17 protein-coding genes and 1 riboswitch are annotated in these 17,820 nt (G+C 46.2%); of the genes, 14 read left to right on the top strand and 3 right to left on the bottom strand.

The features are described from left to right. Positions 1–48 precede the first annotated feature (48 nt). Complete coding sequence (locus tag MKY14_RS19580) at positions 49–2,880, top strand: glycoside hydrolase family 3 protein (protein ID WP_340977146.1); 2,832 nt, start codon at positions 49–51, stop codon at positions 2,878–2,880. Between the two features lie 131 nt (positions 2,881–3,011). Here MKY14_RS19580 and MKY14_RS19575 read toward each other — a convergent pair whose 3' ends face one another. Next, complete coding sequence (locus MKY14_RS19575; RefSeq protein ID WP_076305040.1) at positions 3,012–3,350, bottom strand: hypothetical protein; 339 nt, start codon at positions 3,348–3,350, stop codon at positions 3,012–3,014. A gap of 28 nt (positions 3,351–3,378) precedes the next feature. Continuing rightward, a complete protein-coding gene (locus tag MKY14_RS19570) occupies positions 3,379–4,317 on the bottom strand; it encodes an MBL fold metallo-hydrolase (RefSeq protein ID WP_076220328.1) in 939 nt (312 codons plus the stop codon). A gap of 148 nt (positions 4,318–4,465) precedes the next feature. Beyond that, positions 4,466–4,573: riboswitch (guanidine-I (ykkC/yxkD leader) on the top strand. An 84-nt stretch (positions 4,574–4,657) separates the two neighbouring features. Between MKY14_RS19570 and MKY14_RS19565 the strand changes: the two genes are divergently transcribed. From MKY14_RS19565 to MKY14_RS19555, 3 genes are all read left to right on the top strand, one after another. Continuing rightward, on the top strand, positions 4,658–5,020 hold the full coding sequence (locus MKY14_RS19565; protein WP_036675723.1) for a DMT family transporter: 363 nt from the start codon (positions 4,658–4,660) through the stop codon (positions 5,018–5,020). Beyond that, positions 5,021–5,335 carry a DMT family transporter gene (locus MKY14_RS19560; RefSeq protein ID WP_076125196.1) on the top strand — a complete coding sequence of 105 codons (315 nt, stop codon included), beginning with the start codon at positions 5,021–5,023 and terminating at the stop codon, positions 5,333–5,335. A gap of 209 nt (positions 5,336–5,544) precedes the next feature. Continuing rightward, on the top strand, positions 5,545–6,384 hold the full coding sequence (locus MKY14_RS19555) for an aldo/keto reductase (RefSeq protein ID WP_212592202.1): 840 nt from the start codon (positions 5,545–5,547) through the stop codon (positions 6,382–6,384). Between the two features lie 672 nt (positions 6,385–7,056). Here MKY14_RS19555 and MKY14_RS19550 read toward each other — a convergent pair. Next, the gene (locus MKY14_RS19550; RefSeq protein WP_076185305.1) at positions 7,057–8,130 is read right to left on the bottom strand and encodes a M42 family metallopeptidase; all 1,074 of its coding nucleotides are present in this window, start codon (positions 8,128–8,130) and stop codon (positions 7,057–7,059) included. Between the two features lie 247 nt (positions 8,131–8,377). On the opposite strand from MKY14_RS19550, the gene MKY14_RS19545 reads away from it, so the two are divergent. The 10 genes from MKY14_RS19545 to aroE all read left to right on the top strand — a co-directional run bounded on the left by MKY14_RS19545 (position 8,378) and on the right by aroE (position 17,807). Beyond that, entirely contained in the window at positions 8,378–8,554 is a 177-nt protein-coding gene (locus MKY14_RS19545) for a hypothetical protein (RefSeq protein WP_179087604.1), read from the top strand. A gap of 139 nt (positions 8,555–8,693) precedes the next feature. Beyond that, on the top strand, positions 8,694–9,197 hold the full coding sequence (spoVAC, locus tag MKY14_RS19540; RefSeq protein ID WP_076125192.1) for a stage V sporulation protein AC: 504 nt from the start codon (positions 8,694–8,696) through the stop codon (positions 9,195–9,197). Continuing rightward, on the top strand, positions 9,194–10,225 hold the full coding sequence (spoVAD, locus tag MKY14_RS19535) for a stage V sporulation protein AD (RefSeq protein WP_036675714.1): 1,032 nt from the start codon (positions 9,194–9,196) through the stop codon (positions 10,223–10,225). The genes spoVAC and spoVAD overlap by 4 nt, the downstream gene beginning before the upstream one ends. 2 nt (positions 10,226–10,227) lie before the next feature. After that, positions 10,228–10,578, top strand: coding sequence for a stage V sporulation protein AE (gene spoVAE / locus MKY14_RS19530; protein WP_036675923.1), 351 nt, complete (start codon positions 10,228–10,230; stop codon positions 10,576–10,578). Between the two features lie 155 nt (positions 10,579–10,733). Further along, a complete protein-coding gene (locus tag MKY14_RS19525) occupies positions 10,734–11,690 on the top strand; it encodes an AAA family ATPase (RefSeq protein ID WP_076125188.1) in 957 nt (318 codons plus the stop codon). 1 nt (position 11,691) lies between these two features. Further along, complete coding sequence (locus MKY14_RS19520) at positions 11,692–12,936, top strand: DUF58 domain-containing protein (protein ID WP_076301931.1); 1,245 nt, start codon at positions 11,692–11,694, stop codon at positions 12,934–12,936. Between the two features lies 1 nt (position 12,937). Beyond that, positions 12,938–15,178, top strand: a complete 2,241-nt coding sequence (locus MKY14_RS19515) for a transglutaminase domain-containing protein (RefSeq protein WP_340977144.1) — start codon at positions 12,938–12,940, stop codon at positions 15,176–15,178. Between the two features lie 87 nt (positions 15,179–15,265). After that, entirely contained in the window at positions 15,266–15,787 is a 522-nt protein-coding gene (locus MKY14_RS19510; RefSeq protein ID WP_036675921.1) for a YqeG family HAD IIIA-type phosphatase, read from the top strand. 2 nt (positions 15,788–15,789) lie between these two features. Continuing rightward, positions 15,790–16,917, top strand: coding sequence for a ribosome biogenesis GTPase YqeH (gene yqeH / locus MKY14_RS19505; RefSeq protein WP_076125182.1), 1,128 nt, complete (start codon positions 15,790–15,792; stop codon positions 16,915–16,917). Positions 16,918–16,988: 71 nt separating this feature from the next. Further along, the gene (gene aroE, locus MKY14_RS19500) at positions 16,989–17,807 is read left to right on the top strand and encodes a shikimate dehydrogenase (protein WP_081386436.1); all 819 of its coding nucleotides are present in this window, start codon (positions 16,989–16,991) and stop codon (positions 17,805–17,807) included. The last annotated feature ends 13 nt before the right edge of the window (positions 17,808–17,820 follow it).

Genomic DNA, 17,820 nt, shown 5'->3' with positions numbered 1-17,820 from the left:
CGAGAATGAATGAAACCGCTATCAACAAGAGACGAAGGAGCGATTTTGATGGGAACAGATATAGCTAGATATCCATTTCAACAGATTGATTTACCTTTAAATGAGCGAGTGCAGGATCTGATCTCCAGATTAACACTTGATGAAAAAGTAAGCCTGATGCCTCAGTATCAAGCTGCCATAGAGCGTTTGGGTGTTGGGGCCTACAAGCATGGTACGGAAGCGGCGCACGGGATTTCTTGGCTTGGAAAAGCGACTTCTTTTCCTCAGCCGAGCGGACTGGCTTGTACTTGGAATCCAGAGCTGCTGAAGGAGATTGGTTCGGCCATCGGAGATGAAGCTAGAGCCTTTTACAAAAAGAATCCAACGGTGAACGGTCTGACATTATGGGCGCCAACGGTGGATATGGAACGTGACCCGCGTTGGGGAAGAACCGAGGAAGCTTACGGCGAAGATCCAGAGTTGACCGGACGCCTCAGCACATCACTTGTGCAGGGAATCCAAGGTGATCACCCGGTCTATTTGAAAGCGGTAGCAACGCTGAAGCATTTCCTCGGCAACAATAATGAGATTGAACGCGGGAACTGCTCCGCGAGCATCGATCCGAGAAATATGCGGGAGTATTATTTGGAAGCGTTTAAGCCTGCTTTTCAAGAAGGTGGCGCACAGTCCATGATGACCGCTTATAACTCGGTGAATGGCGTGCCTGTTATTCTTCATCCGGCAGTAATGGATGTGGTCAAAGGCGAATGGGAAATGGATGGCTTTATCGTAAGCGATGCCGGCGATCTTTTTGGGATTGTGAAGGATCACAAGTATTATGAATCTTTTGCACAATCGATGGCTGAATCTATCAAAAATGGAATTGACAGCGTAACAGAAGAAACCGCAGAGACAATCAAGGTTCTTCACGAAGCACTAGACCAAGGCCTCTTAGCAGAGGAAGATTTGGATCGTGCGCTTGCCAACACTTTCAGAGTTCGTTTCCGTCTGGGAGAGTTTGATCCGGCTGAAGGGAACCCATACGCAGCGATCGACGATTCCGTTATACTTAGCAAAAAACATACCGCACTCTCCTTGGAAGCAGCGAAACAATCGATAGTATTGTTGAAGAATGACCAAGGTACATTGCCATTGAGCAAAAGCAGTCTGAGCAAATTGGCGATTATTGGTCCACTTGGTGATGAAGCTTTTAGAGACTGGTATTCTGGCACATTACCTTATGGAGTGACTCCGCTGCAGGGGGTTAGCAAAAAGCTGCCTGGTAAACACGTTACCTTTGAGAGTGGCGCAGATCAGATCATTCTTACTTCAGCTGCAAACGGCCAAGCCATTGGAATCACAGGTGAGGACGGAAGACTGGCTGTACAGCATGACATAGCAGCGCACGGAGAATTGTTCCAACATACAGCCTGGGGCTGGACTAGCAATACTCTGAAGTCGACAAGTCGCGGTCAGTATGTAACTTTAAGCGAAGCAGAGACTCTTACAGCATCTGCTGAGGAAATTTACGGCTGGTTTGTAAAAGAATCGATTAACATCGTTCCGGAAAGCGAAGATACGGTATCTTTGCGGACCTGGAATGATAAAATGATCTCGGTGAATCCGGAAGATGGAACGCTGCAGGCGGCAGATCAGGATGCCAATGCGCAAGCACGTCTTTTCAAAAAGAACATCGTAACTAACGGCATAGAGGCTGCAGTAGAAGCTGCCAAGGCGGCTGAAATCGCTGTGGTTTTTGTGGGCAACCATCCACTCCTTAACGGAAAAGAAGAAATCGACAGACCGGATATTGTGCTTCCAGAGGAGCAAGAGCGACTGGTCAAGGCTGTCTATGCAGCGAACCCGAATACAGTTGTAGTCATTGTCGGCAGTTACCCGATAACTTCCACTTGGATTGACGAGAACATCCCGGCTGTATTGTATACCTCCCACAGTGGACAAGAGCTGGGCAATGCGGTGGCAGAAGTTCTTTTCGGCGATTACAGTCCTTCCGGCAAGCTGAACATGACTTGGTTCCGTTCTGTAGAACAGCTGCCTGAGCTGATGGATTATGATATTATCAAAGGCAAAAGAACATATATGTACTTTGACGGAGAGCCACTGTATGCGTTTGGACACGGCTTAAGTTATGCCCAAATTTCCTACAGCAACCTAAGCCTAAGCGCTAAGGAGCTGCAAGCGAATGAGACGCTGAAAATTTCTGTTCAAGTAGAGAATACAGGCGTTGTTGATGGGGACGAAGTGGTGCAGCTTTATGTGCAAGCTCTGAATTCCCGGGTCAAACGTCCGATTAAACAGTTGAAGGGTTTTGAAAAAGTAAACCTAACCGCAGGTCAATCGCAAACCCTAGAGTTTACGTTACCGGTTGCCGAGCTGGCATTCTGGGATGTTACCCGTGAGCAATATTGCGTGGAAAATGGAGAGTATATGGTTCTGATCGGCCGTTCATCTGCTGACATCCAATTATCCGCTCAACTATCGGTCCAGGGGGACGTTATTCCGTCGCGTAATCTGTATATCAATACCAAAGCAGAGAATTACGATGACTACGAAGGCGTATATCTGGACGAGTGCAAAGCAGGCGGTGCTTCCATACATCCAGTAAAAGATGGCGCTTGGATCGCTTTTAAAGATGTATTGTTCGAGCAAGGGGCAGGAGCTTTTGAAGCCTTGGTATCCTCTGCAAAAGGTGGCACCCTTGAGATCAGAACGGGCAGCCCAGCAGGGAAGCTGGTTGGATCTGTTACTGTACCGTCGGGTGGCGTATTGCAGCAGTGGAACACACTTACCGGTGAAGTGTCCGTGGAATCTGAAACTACCGATATTTATCTCATCTTTAATGGTGAGGTACTGCTTAGCCGTTTTCAATTTAATCAATAAGATAAGCTAGAACACTCCGTGCCGAAAAGTTATTAAGCCAAACTCAAGCTAAAATTCTCAGTATCATAAATGAGCATTAAAAAAAAGGGCATTCCTGAAGGATCAGGGATGTCCTTTTCGTTTCTTTTCAATTAATCACAACCGCCCCCGCCAGCATCTCCACCCCCACCGAAGTCTCCACCGCCACTATGTCCGCCGTCTCCACCCCAGCTATGCCCCCCGCTGTCAGGTCCAGAATGGTGATGCGAGTGATCTCCGTGGTGATTATGGTGGTGGTTAGAATGATTAGAGTGGTTAGAGTGGTTTGGATCCAGCAGATCCGGATGACTGGCAGCCATAAAAGACATGTTGGCGGCATCATGTTGCCTATTTCTATCAAAGGTACTTTTGTTTGAGCTCGAGCCATTACGTATTACGGCTTGTATAATAATAAATACAGCAACACCTACAAATAGTATCCCAAAAACCATAACGAACCGCTCCTTTCAACTCCAAAAATTAGTTACTAGCTGCTTTCGCCAAAAACTCAAGATTTCTGTAAAAAATACTCCCATAATTCCAGCCCAGATAAGGTTCGGGAATTTCTATATGGTTCACATCCACATTCATGTCTTCGCGTATCAATGATTCGCTAATATGGATTATATCATTTATATACCGTTTTATTTGCTGTAGATAATGTTTTTGAGTAACGGGCCCATGACCGGGAACAATTATGTTCACATCTAAGCGCTCGACATAAGTAAGTGCCTCCAACCAGGATAAGGGATTACCGTCTACTACTAATGGATGATTATCAACTGCGACAATATCTCCAACAAAAGCTAAAGAATCGGATGGAGAAAATAGAATAGAATCGCATTCCGTATGGGCAGTACCCACCGATAGGAGTTCAACGGTCCTTGCCGAGCCATGTATAGTCATTTTGCGGTCATAAGTTAGTTGGGGAAGGGTTACTTCAAGCGTTAGTATAGACTCTTTGATTTCTTGTAAATAACCTATTTGCGAAAGGAGCTCTCGTTGTTTGGAATCGTTCAGTTTGAGCTCGAGAGATGTATTAAGCTTCGTAAGATCTTCTTCAAGATTAGGAAGCAGTTTCTTCATTCGGGCAAGCCAGTCTGGTTGAGTTTTTATCATGAGCTCTCTAGTTCTACTGGAGGATATGATTACTTCATCCGAGAAGAATTGGTTCCCTCTAACGTGGTCTCCATGCCAATGGCTGTTGACGATGTATCTGATAGGTTTATTAAAATAATACAGAGCGGCATCCCTAAGATCTTTGCCAGCTTGTGGAGTGTTGAATGTATCAAAGATTAATGTGTAATCACCCATATCTATCAAACCGGCATTACTCATGGCTCCGCCTTGCTCCTTCGCTTCAAGGCAATAAATGCCTTCCACTAGAGGGACGCAGTTAAAATGTCTGGAAAGAAACATGAATTAACCTCTTTTCCTAGATAATCGAATGAAATTTATATCTATTTTATAATTTTATGGAATTTTATACTATGATTTAATTACGCTCGGAATAGAAAAGGTTGCTTTTATACGCCCGATTTGCTACCATACGATGTAACTTAATCATTTATTTGTTTTCTAGGGTTCCGCAGCGGGTGCACAGCTGGTCTGGTCCGAGGGAAAACGCACGAACATTAAGTTTGTGTCTACACGGAGGGATAAAAGCCCGGGAGGTATCGTCATTTGGCGATGACCTTCCGGGCTTATTTGTTTGTCCGTGGGCAATCATAAGTTATGGAGAATTGAAGGAGGGCTTGAAATGAAAAAGAATTCAGAGTGGCTGAAGGTAGTTGGCGCTGCGATTTTCGAAGTCATGTGGGTCATAGGTTTAAAGCATGCTTCAAGCGTATGGGAGTGGCTGATTACAGTTGTAGCCATAATCATAAGTTTCTATGTCATTATTTCAGCAAGCAGTAAATTACCGGTGGGTACCGTATATTCTGTATTTGTTGGGCTGGGGACGGCAGGAACAGTCATTGCGGACATGGTTTTATTCGGTGAACCCTTCAAGCTAATGAAGCTGGTACTGGTGGTTATTTTGCTGGCAGGAGTTATAGGTCTGAAAATGGTAACTAACGAAACCAAAGATATCAAAGAAACTGAAATAAAGGGGGAGTCTTAAATGGCATGGGCATTTTTGGTTGTTGCAGGATTGTTTGAAATGTTCGGAGTGGCTATGATCAACAGGTTGAATAAATACCGGAATCTGCAGTCGTTTTTGCTGCTCTTCCTTGGTTTTGGAGGAAGTTTTCTTTTTCTATCATTTGCAATGAAAAGTTTGCCTATGGGCACAGCTTATGCGGTATGGACGGGGATCGGTGCATCCGGTGGAGCAATTTTGGGGATGCTTTTATATGGGGAGGCCAAAGACTGGCGGCGGGTTATCTGTATTTTTATGATACTGGGAGCGGCAGTGGGGCTGAAGTTGATAGCGTAGTTAGCAATCAATTTGTTACTTTTTCTCTCCTAAAGGATTTCTCCTAAAGGAAAGATAAGTTATAAATTAGACACGATTCAGATGTTTCGAAAGGGTCATAAAGGTCGTATAAAGTAAGTATACAATTTATCGGTAAGGAGATTTTTACAATGACTAAGGATTCAATCGAGCATTTGGCTGAAATTGTGAAAGTGAACCGAGCTAACCGCATGCTGCTTCCAGACGGTACCTCTGTGCCTAGAATAGGACAGGGAACTTGGAATATGGGTGATGATGCTTCCCGTAGAGAGGAAGAAATTGCTGCTCTTAGATTAGGCGTGGAATTAGGCATGGATTTGATAGATACGGCGGAGATGTATGGGGAAGGAAACTCAGAGCTTTTAGTAGGTGACGCTATTAAAGGAATTCGGGATGACGTTTTTCTGGTATCCAAAGTATACCCACATAATGCCGGCAACGAGAATCTTATTCGCAGCTGTGAAGAAAGCTTGCAACGACTGAATACGGATCATCTGGATCTCTATTTACTGCACTGGAGGGGAGATATTCCGCTTGAAGTGACTGTGGAAGGCATGGAGAAACTGGTCTCTCAAGGTAAAATAGCAAGATGGGGTGTATCGAACCTCGATGTTGACGATATGAAAGAGCTGCTTAGTATAGCTGGGGGAACTCACTGTGCTATGAATCAGGTGCTGTATCATTTAGGGTCGAGAGGCATCGAAGCTGAATTGCTGCCATGGCAGAAAAGTCACCGCATGCCCGTAATGGCGTACTCTCCGCTTGCACAAGCAGGCGCGCTCCGCAAAGGGGTTATCGAAAGTGAGGCGGTTCAGGAAATCGCCCGTGTTCATAACGCAACACCACTACAAATTATGTTAGCTTGGACGATCCGCGAGGAGGACATCATTACGATTCCAAAAGCTTCTTCACGTGAGCATGTAATTGAGAATGCTGCTGCAGGTTTAATTACGCTGAGTGAAGAAGAAAGATGGAAGCTGGATGAGGCTTTCCCGATACCTTCGTGGAAAGTGCCGCTGGATATGAGTTGATATAGCTGTCAAAGAGCTCGCCGTTGAGGCGGGCTTTTTTATATGAAAAGAGATAGGGGGAGTCTCTATAGGACACAGATGATCTTAAACGCAGAATTATGCCACTTTTGGAGGAATATCGGACACCATAGTCGCTATTAGCATAAATGACACCAATTATGAGCCCATCTCTATGGAATAGTGTCACTGGGGTCCGCAACTTTACTCAAAAGGCTCTAAATTAGCAAATAGCGTCATCTGAGTCCGAAGCAATATGGGGAGCGTAAACAATAAACAACGTGGAGCCGTAAGCAAGCAACGTTGGGAGCGTAAATAATAAACAACGTGTCGCCGTAAGCAAGCAACTTGGGAGCGTAAACAATAAACAACGTGTCGCCGTAAGTAGCAACTTGGGAGCGTAAACAATAAACAATGTGTCGTCGCCGTAAGCAAGCAACGTTGGGAGCGTAAGCAATAAACAATGTGGGTTCGTAAGCATCATGGGTCCGTCGTAGTACCTATAGCGGGATCAGCGGGCAACGGGGTTCATGAGCATAAGCACAATTGGTTTTTAAAAGTAATATCGGGGTTTGTAAACACCACTGGGGCGCAAGTGACACAGGTCGTAAGCCCCGACCCAAAAAAGAGCAGCAATCCTTCAAAAAGGATCGCTGCTCTTTTAAAAATAAGAACTTAGCTGTTCTCAATAATCGTTTGCAGTGTAGTGCGGTCGAGGCCTTCTACCAGTTTAACTAACAGCTCTTTAGCAGCTTCGTAGTCATCGCTATGAATAACTGATGAAGCAGTATGAATGTAGCGGGAGCATATTCCGATGACTGCGGAAGGAACGCCGATGCCGCTTACATGAACCTGACCTGCATCTGTTCCACCTTGGGAGACAAAATACTGGTATTTGATCTTGTGAGTATCCGCTGTGTCTTGTACATATTCGATTAAGCCGCGATGTGTAACCATCGTAGGATCATAAATGCGCAGGAGAGCGCCTTTTCCCAAATGGCCAAAGGCTTGGCTATCCCCGGTCATATCGGCAGCAGCGCTCGCATCCAAGCCGAAGAAAATGTCTGGGGACAGAAGATTAGCGGCTGTACGTGCTCCACGAAGTCCGACCTCCTCTTGTACAGTAGCACCAGCATAAACAGTATTAGGCAGCTTTTTGCCGTGTAATGACTTAACCAGCTCAATGGCGAGACCTACACCGTAACGGTTATCCCACGCTTTAGCCATGATTTTTTTAGGGTTGGCAAGCGGGGTGAACGGACAGATCGGCAGTATTTGTTGACCTGGTCTGACGCCAAAGCTTTCCGCTTCTTCACGGCTGTCTGCACCGATATCAATATACATTTTGCTAATTTCGCCCGTCTTGCCGCGTTCTTCTGCGCTTAGTAGGTGGATAGGCGTGCTGCCAACAACACCGGTCAATGTGCCTTTTGGTGTAATGATTTGGAGACGCTGGGAAGCAACAGCAGAAGCAAGCCATCCGCCTAGCGGTTGAAAACGAATCATCCCGGTGTTAGTAATTCCGGTGACCATAAAGCCCACTTCGTCAAAATGTCCAGCGACCATAATTTTTGGCCCGTTTTCCTCACCGCGCAATACGCCGAACAGACTTCCGAGACGATCCTGCACGAACTCTTCGGTATAAGGTGTCATAGCATCCTTGACGTAAGCGCGGAGTTCGCGCTCAAAGCCCGGGGCTGCAGGGAATTCGGTAAGTGTTTTGAATAGATCCAATGTTTCTTGATTCATTTGAAATCACTCCTTTATTAAAATATAAGGACGTATAAGCTTTGCGTTATACATCATCCTTATAGTTCTACGAGAAACGGTTGCCATCCAAAATGGACGACAACGTTATTTCTTCCTGCCACTTAGTATGAACATTGTGAGCTCACTTGTCCATGCTAAAGAGACAAATGAACACCCGGTGAACGCTCCGCGAATACAATGCAATAGGGGCTCTGGTGGCAGGAGCTTTAGAAAGGATGCGAAGGAAATGAGGGTAGCAGGTAGTGTACCCAAAAGAAGGGTGCAGGAAGGATACTCCAAAAGAAACCTAAAGGTTAGCGGAGCGCGCAGACGTTACTGGCGCCACAACTCTCTGGAAAAGGAAGCAGTGCTTATTCTTGTGCTGTTCTTGCTGCTGATAGTTGTGTTACTGTATTTTTCCTGAATTGGAGGGACATAACGAAGCGGGGTATGGCAAACAATAAGGAAAACTTCTAAGCGAAGAAACAACTTGAGGGGCTCAAAGTGAGTACTACTATGATGCTTGTCAGCCCCCTTCGCCTAACTTTCAGGAGGTGCCCTCAATGCCGGCGAAAACGAAAAAATCGGGTGTCAAGCTGAAGCTTGATACCCTGACCCCGCAAGATTACGAGAAATTGTCCAAGCCCTTTGTACCCGCTAGGCCCGTATTCAAAAACTGTGTGCGAGCATTTCTTGCTGGCGGCCTAATCTGTGTAATTGGACAAGGGATTCAGGAGGCTTATATGGCAATATTCGATATGACCTCCAAAGAAGCCGCAAGTCCAACTGTAGCGACGATGATTCTACTTTCTGTAATCCTGACCAGCTTTGGCGTGTATGACAAACTGGCGCAATGGGCCGGTGCAGGAACTGCGGTTCCGGTTACTGGTTTTGCGAACAGTATGTGCTCAGCAGCTCTTGAACATCGTGCGGAAGGACTTGTGCTCGGTGTGGGCGGCAATATGTTCAAGCTGGCGGGTTCAGTCATCGTATTTGGTGCCGTTGCTGCTTTCATAATTGGTATCGTCTATCTCTTTTTAGGCGTTGGCGGAGGTGCACATACATGAAACAGCTTGGCAGTCAGACTTGGGAGTTCACGAGCCGTCCCGTTATTTTAGGCTCTTCCGCTGTAGTGGGTCCTGAAGAGGGAGAGGGTCCATTAACGTCAGATTTTGATTTTATATTTGATTCCTTGGAAATGGGTGAAAAAACATGGGAAAAGGCTGAGCGGGCTCTTTTCGAAAAAGCCTCCCTACTGGCACTGATTAATGCAAACCTGGATAAGGAGAAGCTGGAGTTTTTTGTTGGCGGAGATTTGATGAACCAGATTATCAGCAGCTCCTTCGCGGCAAGAAAATTAGGTGTGCCTTATCTTGGAGTTTTCGGTGCTTGCTCCACTTCCATGGAGAGCCTTGCAATTGCCTCTATGATCGTAGATTCCGGAGGCAGCAAATACGTGCTCGCGGGAACATCCAGCCATAACTGTACGGTGGAGAAGCAATTTCGTTATCCTACCGAATACGGTTCACAGAAGCCGCCAACGGCGCAATATACGGTCACAGGCTCGGGCTGTGCTGTAGTAGGTCAGAATGATGGGACTGGCAACAATCCGGTAGTGGTCTCGGCTACCCTTGGACGAATAATGGATCTCGGTTTGACAGATCCTTTTAATATGGGAACAGCGATGGCACCGGCGGCGGCGGATACGATCACTGCGCATTTTCGGGATACCGGACTATCCCCCGGGCATTATGACTTAATTGTTACAGGTGATCTTGCATCTGTAGGCTTGCCCATTGCGAAAACCTTATTAGCTAAAGAAGGGATTCCAATGGAGCAAACAACCTTTGATGATTGCGGTTTGCTTATCTACGATTTGGAGAAACAGAAGTATGTGATCGCCGGAGGAAGTGGTTGCGGGTGTTCCGCAGTAGTGACTTATGGTCATATACTCAAGCGTATTAAAAAAGGTGAACTAAAACGGGTGCTGATTGTGGCAACTGGAGCCTTATTATCCCCATTGTCATACCAGCAGGGAGAGAGCATTCCGTGTGTGGCTCATGCTGTTGCTATAGAAAGTGGAGGTGGAGTTTAATGATGATTTACTTATGGGCTTTTCTGATCGGAGGAGCCATTTGCGTTATAGGCCAGCTGATGTTTGATGTATTGAAGCTGACACCTGCACATACGATGAGTACATTAGTTGTAGCCGGAGCGATTGCTGATGCTTTTGGCATCTATGATCCACTTGTGAAATTTGCGGGTGCGGGCGCAACCATTCCAATCACAAGCTTCGGTAACTCTTTGGTCCATGGAGCATTGACAGAGCTGGAAAGGGATGGCTGGATCGGTGTAGTTACAGGGATTTTTGATATCACGAGCGCAGGGATTTCGTCAGCGATTGTGTTCTCTTTCCTGGCTGCATTGGTTGTTCGGCCTAAAGGATAATGGGATTTTAGCGATTTAGATTAGAACCTGCGGGACATTTTGTCCTGCGGGTTTTTGGTTTGTTTACACTTCGTAAGCTTCAACAATGTACTTTGGGTCCCCTAATCATGTAAAATATAAATATTACTGCTTATTCTGACCTAGGAGGATCATATATGCCCGTTCGTCAAGAATCAATGCACATCATGAATGCTGTCCGTAATAATCTAGAATCCTGCATACTTGGAAAATCATTTGAAATACAATTGCTGCTAACAGCGCTGCTTGCCGGTGGTCATGTTCTGATCGAGGATGTACCGGGAACAGGAAAGACCCAGCTTATTCGCGCACTTTCCAGATCAATGTCCGGAGAGTATCGCCGGATACAATGTAATCCGGATATTCTTCCGAGTGATATTACCGGTGTATCTGTGTATCATCCGAGAGACGAGATGTTTCATTTCCGCCCAGGTCCAGTGATGACGAATATCCTGCTGGCCGATGAAATTAACCGAGCCACCACAAAGACACAATCCGCCCTTCTGGAAGTGATGGAGGAACGAAATGTAACCGTAGATGGGGAGACCTATCCGCTGCCGCATCCATTTATGTTGTGCGCCACCCAGAATCCGATAGATTTTGAGGGAACCTACACGCTGCCGGAAGCTCAGTTGGATCGGTTTATGCTAAGAATTAGTCTTGGTTATCCTGATGCAGCAACCGAAAAAAATCTATTGCTGAGCCATCAAGAAGGTCAACCAGTGGACAGGCTTACGGCTGTCACTAGTATGGAGCAGATCGCTAGTATTCAGGAGGAAATTCGTGAGATTTATATGAGTGATCCTGTACTGAATTACTTGTTAGATATTGTGCGCCAGACAAGAGAGCATCCGCTTGTATTGCTCGGTGCAAGTCCACGAGCTTCGTTATCGTTTATGCTGGCTTGTAAAGCTTATGCTTTCTTACAGGGAAGAGATTATGTGCTTCCAGATGACGTAAAGGTGCTTACTCCATTTGCCTTGGGTCATCGTATATTGCTGCGTCCAGAGTCGCGCCTAGATAATGTTAGCGTAGATTCACTGCTTCAAAAGCTTCTGCAGAGCATTCAAGTGCCTGTTACGATGAGGCAATAATATGAGACGTTATTTGTCTACGGTGGCAGCTCGCATTCAGCCTACTAAGTTCGCCAGCATCCTTGTAATTTGGAGTATTACTCTCTTATATGTACTATTTCAGGGCGGTAAAACTGCATTTATGTTGTTTATTATGGTCTCTGTACTTATTGCATATCTGATTGCTGGAGGTTTGGGAGGCGTTCGGCGGGCTAAGGGTGTTCGCAGTTTTTATGCCGAACAGGATAAGGGAGATTTGCTCTCTGCCGGTGGGTATCTTCGTGTAGGTCTGAAGGTCACAATCCCGGGGATTTTGCCTTTACCTTATGTAGTTGTTAGGGAAGTTCTGAAACGGCATAATGGCGAATCCTGGGTATTTGAGGAAAGCCTGATTCCCAGCCTCAGAGGACTTGGGGAACTGCGGTTTCAGACACCAGTTCTCGAACGGGGCACTTATACATTTTCAGATACGGATATCATCAGCCAAGATATTTTTGGCCTTGTTGAGCATAAAGGTACTTTTCTGGCTGAAGGCCAGTTTCAGGTGTTGCCTCGTGCAATCTATGTTCCGCGGTGGCAGTTATATGAAAGAAAATCCCGTCTTTCTGGGCCACAGACCTCTGTTGTTCAATCACGACGTGAGACTACCCAAATTAACGGTGTACGCGACTACGTATATGGCGACCGCCTAACACGCATTCATTGGAATGCAACGGCAAAGACAGGCTCGTGGAAGTCCAAAGAGTTCGAGCATGAGTCGATTCCCAAGACCATTCTAGTTCTGGACGGCTCTGCTTCTGCTTATACGAATTCGAATCAATTTGAACTCGCAGTCTCCGTCGCAGCCTCACTACTTGGATTCGGCATTCGAGAGCGAATTGGGATCGGTCTTTGCTGTTTGGATAAGACCACGAAGGTATTTGCACCTGTTGAAGGTGCTGCTGAGCGTCAGAAAATGATTCAATATTTGATCGATCTTAACGCCGAAGGGCACGGTCCACTCATATCCCGTTTGGAAAAAGGTTACCGTATGTTCCCTAAAGGCTCATACTTCGTGCTAATTAGTCCTCAACGTGGTCAGCCTGTACTGGATGCACTACGTTGGGCTGACAGCAGAGGGATGACTCCGTCGCACATTCATATAGGGAATTTATCAGAAACGAATAGCAGCACAGATTGGACAGACGTTCTAAGATCACGGGGGATTACAGGCTACAGCATTAGCTCACTGCAAGAGCTTCCCATAGTATTAGGAGGGGAAGTCTGATATGAGAAACTGGTGGAATCAGATGAAATTCTCCTGGCACCGTTCTTTAGGTCTATTGTGGCTTTTAATTATAGCCCACCAGTGGGTCTCTTATACGGAACCTATCTGGTTAAGACAGACAACTGCTGTTGTGTGGGCTGCATTAATAACGATCACTGTTATTGAAATCATAATTCCTGTAAAAGTTCAGATAAGGCTCTTTATTGAAGCGGCAGCTATTATTTATATCGTTTATCGGATACTTATCAATTATGGTATATACGTTGCTGATCCTTGGGCAACAACCCTCCCGGACAGACTGCAGGATATTGCAGTTCATATGGTGCCCTATATCTGGTTTGCTCTCGGAGCCTCAGCCCTGCTGCTGTTGTCGTCTTGGTGGGCATCCTCAAAAAGACGTATTTTATGGTTTATAGGAATGAACATAGTGGCCTTGGCTGCCTTGGATTCCTTTACATCTATTGTTTTGTGGCAGGAAGTAGCCTGGACGGTATTTGCGGGGATGGGCTGGCTGGTCAGCCAGCATCTGAGAAGCTTCCAGCTTCAATATCCGCGTGGTTGGGTGCATCTGCTGAAATATCCCACGAAAATAGTCATTAATATTGCCATCGTCTTCTCTTTGGTCATCCTAATTGGAGTGAATATGCCTGGGGTAAGGCCTACCCTAACCGATCCTTATACCGCTTGGCAAGAATGGAATGGGATTGGGAAGTCTTCTGGGAAGGGCACAGTTGGGACCACGAAATCTGAGATGGGTTCTGTCTCCCCTACTAACAATACATCGTCAGGCTACAGTCTGAATGATGATCAACTAGGTGGCGGCTTTACCTTCGATTATACACCGGTGATGACAGTGGTTTCTGATTTGCGTATTTATATGCGGGGAGAAACGCGCAGATTATATTCCGGAAGAGGTTGGGTCGATAGAGATCGGTTAAATCGGGGACCTCTAGAAGCGGTGGATGTAGGTGAAGCTTTAGAGAGCAGTGTGGGTTCTAAAGTAAATACACGAACACTGAAACAAACAGTAACCGTGCTTAATAATAATGAATTTCCCGTACTATTTGGCACTTATTCAGTATCTTCGGTGGATTCTTTAAATGGGGAAAAAGCTGGAGATGGACTCTCCTGGAGAAGCCGAGACAGCGAGCTGATCTGGGATGTGGATGGGAAGAAACTCGCTTATCCGTCTACTTTTGAGGTGACGTCTGAGGTTCCTGTAATTCCTGTTCAAGAATTGACAACAAAGACGTATGAGGAGCTATATAAAGGGAACGATTTGGAGAAAATGTTTCTTCAACTGCCTAACGATTTTCCTAAAAGAGTCAGGGAGCTGGCTGAGGAAATCACGGCTGAAGGAAAAACGCCGTATGAAAAAACAGCGCTTTTGCAACAATACTTACAACAAACCTTTCCATATACCAATAATCCAGAAATATCACGTGTCACAAGCAACGATTTTGTAGAAGGGTTTTTGTTTGAGTTAAAGGAAGGTTACTGTGATTATTATTCTACGGCACTGGTTACTATGGCGCGCTCTCTGAACATCCCTGCACGATGGGTTAAGGGGTACGCACCTGGGGAACAGCCAGAAATCCCAATGAATCCGGCACAACAGCAATCAGGCACAGTGAATAATAACTATACAATTACCAATGCGGATTCCCACTCTTGGGCTGAGGTTTATTTTGGTGATTATGGTTGGATTCCAGTTGAAGCTACACCTGGATTTAATATTCCGCTTCTAACTCAGAGTGAGCAAACCCCTGAAGTCGAGCCAGAAGATCAAGAAGAGCAGGCAGAACCTACACCAGCGCCTGTGAATAACGCACAAGAAGATCAAGGGTTTCATGTAGGTCTATGGGTTGTTGTGGCAGCTGTAGTGGTGTTGCTGTCCTGGGCGATTTTTATAGTTTGGCATAGACGCTTTAAGCTTCGCTTCTTCATGCAGCAGCTGCGCAATGGCCGGCCTTTAACGCCAGATCAGAAAGTAGTGGCGGAAACTGAACGTTGGGTAAGGTATTTGCATCGCAAGGGAATGTTAAAAGAAGAGCACGAAACTTTACGTGAAGCCGTAGATCGCTGGAGTGGAGAACGGCCGGCAGTGGCTGATCATCTATACTCACTACTAACAATGTTCGAAAAGGCGAAATATAGCCCTGAGGTTATTGAAGACAAAGACTGGCAGAGCGTGTATACTGAAGCTTTGTGGGTGCGGAGAAAAATGAGATCCAAGAAATAACACTTTGCGTGAAAGTATAGCTACAGATTTATTTGCGATGCGCAAGGAGTATGTTATAGTTTTTTGTATGAAATCGAGGTGAACGTATTGTTTGAAATGTTAGTTCCCAAACTCCGGGTGAATACGGTATTCGATATTGCTCTGGACGAGCTGTATAGACAGGGATATCGCGGAATCATCACGGATCTGGATAACACACTGGTCGGTGCCAAAGCGCCTGTGGCTACTCCGGAGCTGTTGTTATGGTTCGAAAAGGTGAAGGAACTGGGCTTTAAGCTCATCATCGTATCTAACAATAACATGGAACGGGTGTCCCGCTTTGCAACACCGCTTAATATTGAATTTGTGCACCAGGCTCGTAAACCGAGTAATGCTCCTTTTCTCAAAGCGATGAAGCAGATGGAGCTGCCCCCTGAACAAACGATTGTGGTGGGAGACCAAATGCTTACTGATGTATACGGCGGCAATCGCCTTGGCCTGTATACTGTTTTGGTACTGCCAATCTCCGTCAAGGACGAGGGGTTCGGCACAAGGTTTAATCGCCGGGTAGAGCGGGTTGCTCTGACACGGCTTCGCAAAAAAGGATTGTGGCACGAGGAGGATAAATAGTAATGAACGAACAAAGCGAAACACAGCGTCCTGAGAAGTGCAGCGGTTGCGGCATCAAGCTTCAGACGGAGCATAAGGATCAACCAGGATACCTTCCGGAGGTTGCACTTGAACGGGACCCGGTGATTTGCCAACGCTGTTTCCGGATTAAAAATTATAATGAGGCTTCATCTGTTTCGGTGAATCAGGATGAATTTCTTCGCCTGCTGAGTGGAGTAGGAGAGAAGAATGCGCTTGTTATTCATATTGTCGATATCTTCGATTTCGAAGGCAGTCTGATTTCCGGCCTGCAGCGGTTTGTTGGCAATAACCCTGTTATTCTTGCAGTGAATAAATGTGACTTGCTGCCGAAGGTTACAAACTGGAACAAGTTGCGTAACTGGATGCAGCAGCGCTGTAAAGAGGAAGGCTTGCGGACGGCTGAAATCGTACTTTGCAGTGCGAAACGCAATCAAGGTTTTGACCGTTTGCTGGAAGCCGTAACGGAGTTGCGCGGTCAACGCGACGTATATGTAGTAGGTGCTACCAATGTGGGCAAATCCACACTTATTAATCGTCTGATTTCGGACTATAGCGATTTAGAGCAGGAGTTAACGACTTCACGTTACCCTGGCACAACACTCGATACGGTCAAAATTCCACTGGATGACGGCCACTACATTATAGATACTCCAGGGATTGTGTATCCTTGGCGTTATAGTGAATTAGTTGAGCGTCAGGATCTGGATGCAGTTATGCCTGCCAATCCTTTGAAGCCGACAGTCTATCAGTTGAACGAAGGACAGACTCTTTTCTTCGGTGGATTGGGACGTTTTGATTTCGTACAAGGCCCGCATCAATCCTTCACTTGCTTTATTAGTGGTACTTTAAAAATCCATCGCACGAAGCTGGAACGCGCAGATTCCCTCTATCAGGATCATCGCGGTGAAATGCTGTCTCCACCGGGAAGTGACCGGATGGACAAGCTGCCACCTTGGCAGCGGCATGAGTTCCGGATTAACCGGGGCAGCAGAGCCGATCTGTATATTTCGGGTCTGGGCTGGATTAAGGTTAATGGAACTGAAGGTGCAGTTGTGGCCATTCATGTTCCGCGTGGTGTGAAGGTGCTTACCCGCCCTTCGATGATTTAACGAGGGAGGATAATCTATTGTCTACAACTGCAGTCGAAGGCTACAATAGCGGTAATATTCTACTCGGTGTAATGGGAGATCCTATTATACAATCCAAATCTCCAATTATGCATGAAGCAGCGCTGCAAGCGCTGGGAATTCCGGGTGCTTATGTACCGCTTCACATCCGCCCGGAGAAGCTGGGCGATGCGGTGCAAGCGATCCGTACGCTTGGTTTCCGTGGAGTGAATGTGACGATTCCGCATAAGGTTGCGGTGATGCAATATTTGGATGTATTAGATGAGAGTGCAGTAGCCGTTGGTGCAGTCAATACGATTGTTAATGATAACGGAGTGCTCACCGGATATAATACGGATGGGATCGGTTATGTGCGTTCGCTCAAAGCGGAAGCTATTTCTGATTTGTCTGGTGTGAAGATTATGGTTATCGGGGCCGGTGGAGCAGCAAGAGGAATTGTTGCCGCACTACTTCAGGAGAAGCCTTCTTCAATCATTATTGCTAATCGCAGTGTTGATAAGGCAGAGGACTTGGCGTCACAGTGCCGGAGCAAAGGGAATGTCATCGGGATTAGCATGAACGAAGTAGCAGAAATGCTAAGTGGTGTAGACGTGCTGATCAATACTACCTCCGTAGGTATGTATCCTCATATGGATGAGACACCGATAGATCCTGGACTGCTTCGTAAAGGAATGGTCGTAAGCGATCTGATTTATAATCCGCTGCGTACGCGGCTATTGTTGGAAGGACTCGAACGGGGCTGTACGATTCATGGAGGCCTTGGTATGTTTGTCTATCAGGGAGCTTATGCACTGGAGTATTGGACAGGGCAGCCTGCACCTACGGAAATCATGCGGCAGACCATTCTCGATTGCTTGGGTGGAAATGAGTAAGAAATGGATTCAT

It is taken from the genome of Paenibacillus sp. FSL R5-0887 (genome assembly GCF_038002305.1).
In the GTDB taxonomy this organism is placed as follows: domain Bacteria; phylum Bacillota; class Bacilli; order Paenibacillales; family Paenibacillaceae; genus Paenibacillus_AQ; species Paenibacillus_AQ odorifer.
The sequence above is the reverse complement of the archived record's forward strand: the minus strand, read 5'-3'. Positions and strand labels throughout refer to the sequence as shown.